The sequence below is a fragment of the Nocardioides sp. genome, assembly GCF_036374615.1.
In the GTDB taxonomy this organism is placed as follows: domain Bacteria; phylum Actinomycetota; class Actinomycetes; order Propionibacteriales; family Nocardioidaceae; genus Nocardioides.
Map to the genome: position 1 here is coordinate 1 of NZ_DASUTK010000208.1, position 4,563 is coordinate 4,563.

Below are 4,563 nucleotides of genomic sequence, written 5' to 3' on the forward strand. Positions count from 1 at the left end.
GAGCCGAAGCCGGGCGCTGCGACCGGTGTCGTGGAGACCCGGGTCTTCGAGCGTCACCTCGACGAGCTGGCGTGGCTGGTCGATGCGGTCAAGGCCGCCCACGACGACTCCGCCGACACGGCGTGGTCCGACATCGGGGTGCTCACCCGCGACAACGCCCACGCCGAGGAGGTCTTCGACGCCCTCACCGGGGCCGATGTCCCGGTGGAGATCGTGGGGCTCTCCGGCCTGATCCGGCTGCCCGAGGTGGCCGAGGTCGTCGCGATCCTCACCCTGATGCACGACGTCACCGACAACGCCGCGCTGCTGACCCTGCTCACCGGACCCCGCTGGGCGATCGGCCCCCGTGACCTACGGTTGTTCGGGGAGCGGGCCGGCCGGCTCGCCGGCCGACGCGGCCGGGTCGAGCATCCCGACGTCGCCTCCGAGCTGCTCTACATCGCCGACGGCATCGACCCGGCCGAGATCCCCACCCTCAGCGACGCCCTGGAGTCTCCAGGCGACGCCGACTACTCGGCCGAGGCGAGGGAGCGGTTCGCGCTGCTCGCCGACGAGCTGCGACACCTCCGAGGAGCAGTGGGCGAGCCGCTGCTCGACGTCGTCCGCCGGATCATCGACACGACCGGTGTCGACATCGAGCTGGCGTCCGCCGTCAGCCCCGCCGCGGCCGCGCGACGCGACAACCTCGACCTCTTCGTCAAGGCGGTCGCCGAGTTCCGGTCGGTGGAGGGCGACGTCACGCTGCCCGCACTGCTCGCGTACCTGACCGCGGAGGACGACCAGGGCAACGGTCTCGACGTCGCGACGCCGACCGCGGCCGACTCGGTCAAGCTGCTGACGATCCACCGGTCCAAGGGGCTTGAGTGGTCCTCGGTGTTCCTGGTCGGCGTGTGCGAGACCCGGTTCCCGAGCAACCGCTCACGGACGCTGTGGACATCCTCGCCGGCGATCCTCCCCGCGCCGCTGCGTGGCGACGCCGCCGACCTGCCGCAGCTCGACGGCTACGACAAGGCCGCGCTCGACGCCTACCGTGCCGCCACCCGGGCTCACGACGCCGAGGAGGAGCTGCGCCTGGGGTACGTCGCGTTCACCCGTGCCGCCCATCGGCTGTCCGTGTCGTCGTACCTCTGGAGCCCGCGCGCCACGCCGTTCGGACCGTCCGAGTACCAGGTGACGGTGCGCGACCAGCTCACGGAGTGGGGCGAGCCCCCGCAGCACTGGCTCGACAAGCCGGCGAAGGGCTCGGCCCACCCGTACGACGCGATCGACCCGTCCCGGCCGTGGCCGGTGGAGGGGCCTGGCCGCGAGCAGCAACTGCGGCTCGCAGCGGCCGAGCTGGTGCGGGCCACCGACCCGACGGCGCCCGACCCCGAGCTCGACCTGGTCGCGCAGTCGACCGTCGCCGAGTGGGACGCCGAGATCGAGCGACTGCTCGCCGAGGCGCGCGCCGCGCGGTCCCAGGAGATCGCCGTCCCGCTGCCCTCCAGCCTCTCGGCGACGGCCGTGGCCCGACTGCGCGACGACCCCGAGGCGTTCGCGGCCGAGCTGGCCCGTCCGATGCCGCGGCCGCCCTCACCGTCGGCCCGGTTCGGCACCCGCTTCCATGCCTGGGTCGAGTCGCGGTTCGGGCAGCAGGACCTGTTCGACCCCGACGAGCTGCCCGGCCGTGCCGACGCCGGTATCGACAGTGACGAGGACCTCCGCGAGCTGGTGGCGGCGTTCGAGGCGGGCTCCTTCGCCGACCGCGCGCCGCACGCGGTGGAAGCGCCGTTCGCGCTGGTGCTCGCGGGACAGGTCGTCCGGGGCCGGATCGACGCGGTCTACGCCGAGCCGGACGGTTCGTTCCTCGTCGTCGACTGGAAGACCGGACGTCGCCGGGACGCCGAGCCGCTGCAGCTCGCCCTCTACCGACTGGCGTGGGCCGACCTCGCCGGCGTGCCCGTCGAGCACGTCGCGGCTGCGTTCTACTACGTCCGCACCGACGACCTGGTCGTGCACGAGGACCTGCCCGGCCGCGAGGAGCTGGAGCGGCTCTTCTCCTGACGCGCCGTGTGCCTCAGGGTGCGCTGGAGCGCACTCTCAGGCTCACGCGACGGCGTCGGCGACGGCGGCGGCCGCGGTCAGGGCGACCTCAACCATCCGGCCGAAGGTCTGCTCGCGCTCCTGGCTGCTGGTCTCCTCGCCGGTGAGGATGTGGTCGGAGACGGTGCAGATCGCGAGCGCCCGGCGGCCGTACTTCGCGGCGAGGGTGTAGAGCGCCGCGGCCTCCATCTCGACGGCGAGGACGCCGTAGTCGACCATCCGCGCCGACAGCTCGGGCCGCGTGGGGTAGAAGGAGTCGCTGGAGAAGATCAGGCCGACGTGGGCCTCGGGAGCCGCGGCGGCGGCCTCGCGCAGCAGCGGGAAGTCGGCGACCGGTGCGTAGTCGAGGCCCTCGAACGTGATCCGGTTCATCGACGAGTCGGTGCAGGCCCCCGACGCGATCACCAGGTCGCGGATCGCGAGCTTCTCCGTCAGCGCGCCGCAGGACCCGACCCGCACGATCGTCTGCACGTCGTACTCGCGCATCAGCTCGTTGGCATAGATCGCGAACGACGGTTGCCCCATCCCGGACCCCTGCACCGAGACCGGCCGACCCTTGTACGTCCCGGTGAAGCCGAGCATGCCCCGGATCTCGGTGTAGCAGCGGGCGTCCTCGAGGAACGTCTCCGCGATCCACTTCGCTCGCAGCGGGTCGCCGGGCATGAGGACGGTGGGTGCGATGTCGCCGGACGCGGCGCCGATGTGCGTGCTCACGGCGGAAAACTACCGTCGGAGCCGCTGGGTAACCTCATCGACGTGACGTCCGACGAGCTGCATCCTCACGTCGCGCTCTCGCGGCACGCACACAATCGGCTCGGCCTCCAGCGCACCGACGACGCGTGGGTCACCGCCCGCTGGGCCGACCCGGCGACCCGGGTGCTGGTCGTGGCCGGCACCCGGCTGCGGGTCGTCGACGGTGACGTCCCGTGGGTGTCGCCCGCTGAGGCGCCGGAGGGGACGCGGGTCCTGCTCGGACTCGTTGACGGCACGACGTACGCCGCCTGCCTGGTCGCCCCCGAGGAGGCACCCGGCGAGCGCGACGAGTGGGTGCCGCTGCGGGCCGTGCTGCCCGTGCTGGCCGACGCTCCGGAGCGCGCGCCGCTGCTGTTCCACGCGATGGGGCTCGCGGAGTGGCACTTCGCGACGCGCTACTGCCCGCGCTGCGCCGGCGCGCTGGAGTCGCGCGCAGCAGGACACGAGCTGCGCTGTCCGGAGTGCGGTCGCTCGCAGTTCCCGCGCACCGATCCGGCCGTGATCATGGCGGTCGTGCACGAGGACGGGTCGATCCTGCTCGGCCGGCAGAACGCCTGGCCGGCCGGCCGCTGGTCGACGCTCGCTGGGTTCTGCGAGCCGGGGGAGACCCTCGAGGACGCGGTGCGCCGCGAGGTCGGCGAGGAGGTCGGCATCCCCGTCGGCGAGGTCACCTACTTCGGCAACCAGCCCTGGCCGCTCCCGGCGAGCCTGATGCTCGGCTTCGTCGCCCGGGCGGAGTCGAAGGACGTCCACGTCGACGGTGCCGAGATCGAGCAGGCGCGGTGGTTCACCCGTGACGGGCTGCGCGACGCGATCGCCGCCGGCGAGGTCGACATCCCGCGGGGAGTCTCGATCTCGTCGTCGCTGCTCGCGGAGTGGTACGGCGAGCCGCTGCCCCGCCGCTCGTGAGGCTCAGGCGCAGGTGGCGGTCAGCGTCGCGAGCTTCTCCTTGACCTGGGCCACCGACGGGTTCGTCTGCGTGGAGCCGTCGGGGTAGAGCAGGGTCGGCACCGTCTGGTTGCCGCCGTTGGCCTCCTCGACCGTCTTCGCGGCCTCGGGGTGCTGCTCGATGTCGACGATCTCGAACTCGATACCTTCTCGGTCCAGCTGCGACTTCAACCGGTGGCAGTAGCCGCACCACGGGGTGCTGAACATGGTGAAACTCATCGGGGGGTTTGTCCTCGCTCGCGTCTAGGGTGGACTCGCTACCTAGAGAACCACGAGCCCCCGGAGATTGTTCCACCGATGCCCACACCCGACGACCTGCTGGCCGCCCTCGATCCCGAGCAGCGCCAGGTCGCGGAGGCACTCCGGGGGCCGGTCCGCGTGCTGGCCGGGGCCGGCACCGGCAAGACCCGGGCGATCACGCACCGGATCGCCTACGGCGTCGCCACCGGCGTGTTCGAGCCCACGGAGGTGCTGGCGGTGACCTTCACCACCCGGGCGGCGGGGGAGATGCGCACCCGGCTGCGGCAGCTCGGGGCCGCCGGTGTGCAGGCGCGCACCTTCCACTCCGCGGCGCTGCGGCAGCTCCGGTTCTTCTGGCCTCACGTCTACGGTCGTGAGCTCCCGACGCTCACCGAGTCCAAGCTCTCGCTGCTGGCGGGCGCCGCCCGCCGCTGTCGGGTCGCGCCCGACCAGGCGCTGCTGCGCGACGTGGCCTCCGAGATCGAGTGGGCAAAGGTCAGCAACGTCCACCCCGACGACTACGCGAGGATCGCGGCCGGC

Annotated in this window: 5 protein-coding genes; 3 read left to right on the forward strand and 2 right to left on the reverse strand. The window is 72.6% G+C overall.

From position 1 onward, the window contains the following. Nucleotides 1-2,043 (forward strand): ATP-dependent DNA helicase (locus tag VFZ39_RS16205; RefSeq protein ID WP_330866824.1); only part of this gene is annotated, 2,043 nt, incomplete at its 5' end. A 42-nt stretch (nt 2,044-2,085) separates the two neighbouring features. Here VFZ39_RS16205 and deoD read toward each other — a convergent pair. Beyond that, entirely contained in the window at nt 2,086-2,796 is a 711-nt protein-coding gene (gene deoD / locus VFZ39_RS16210) for a purine-nucleoside phosphorylase (protein WP_330866825.1), read from the reverse strand. Between the two features lie 42 nt (nt 2,797-2,838). Between deoD and nudC the strand changes: the two genes are divergently transcribed. Next, complete coding sequence (nudC, locus tag VFZ39_RS16215; protein WP_330866826.1) at nt 2,839-3,744, forward strand: NAD(+) diphosphatase; 906 nt, start codon at nt 2,839-2,841, stop codon at nt 3,742-3,744. Between the two features lie 3 nt (nt 3,745-3,747). Here nudC and VFZ39_RS16220 read toward each other — a convergent pair whose 3' ends face one another. Beyond that, complete coding sequence (locus tag VFZ39_RS16220) at nt 3,748-3,990, reverse strand: mycoredoxin (protein WP_330866827.1); 243 nt, start codon at nt 3,988-3,990, stop codon at nt 3,748-3,750. A 90-nt stretch (nt 3,991-4,080) separates the two neighbouring features. On the opposite strand from VFZ39_RS16220, the gene VFZ39_RS16225 reads away from it, so the two are divergent. Then, nucleotides 4,081-4,563: UvrD-helicase domain-containing protein (locus VFZ39_RS16225; RefSeq protein ID WP_330866828.1), on the forward strand; the 483-nt coding region annotated here is incomplete at its 3' end.

What these genes read in the sequence shown, in the direction of transcription:
- VFZ39_RS16220 (WP_330866827.1), bottom strand. Translation starts at nt 3,990, where the DNA reads ATGTTCAGCACCCCGTGGTGCGGCTACTGCCACCGGTTGAAGTCGCAG.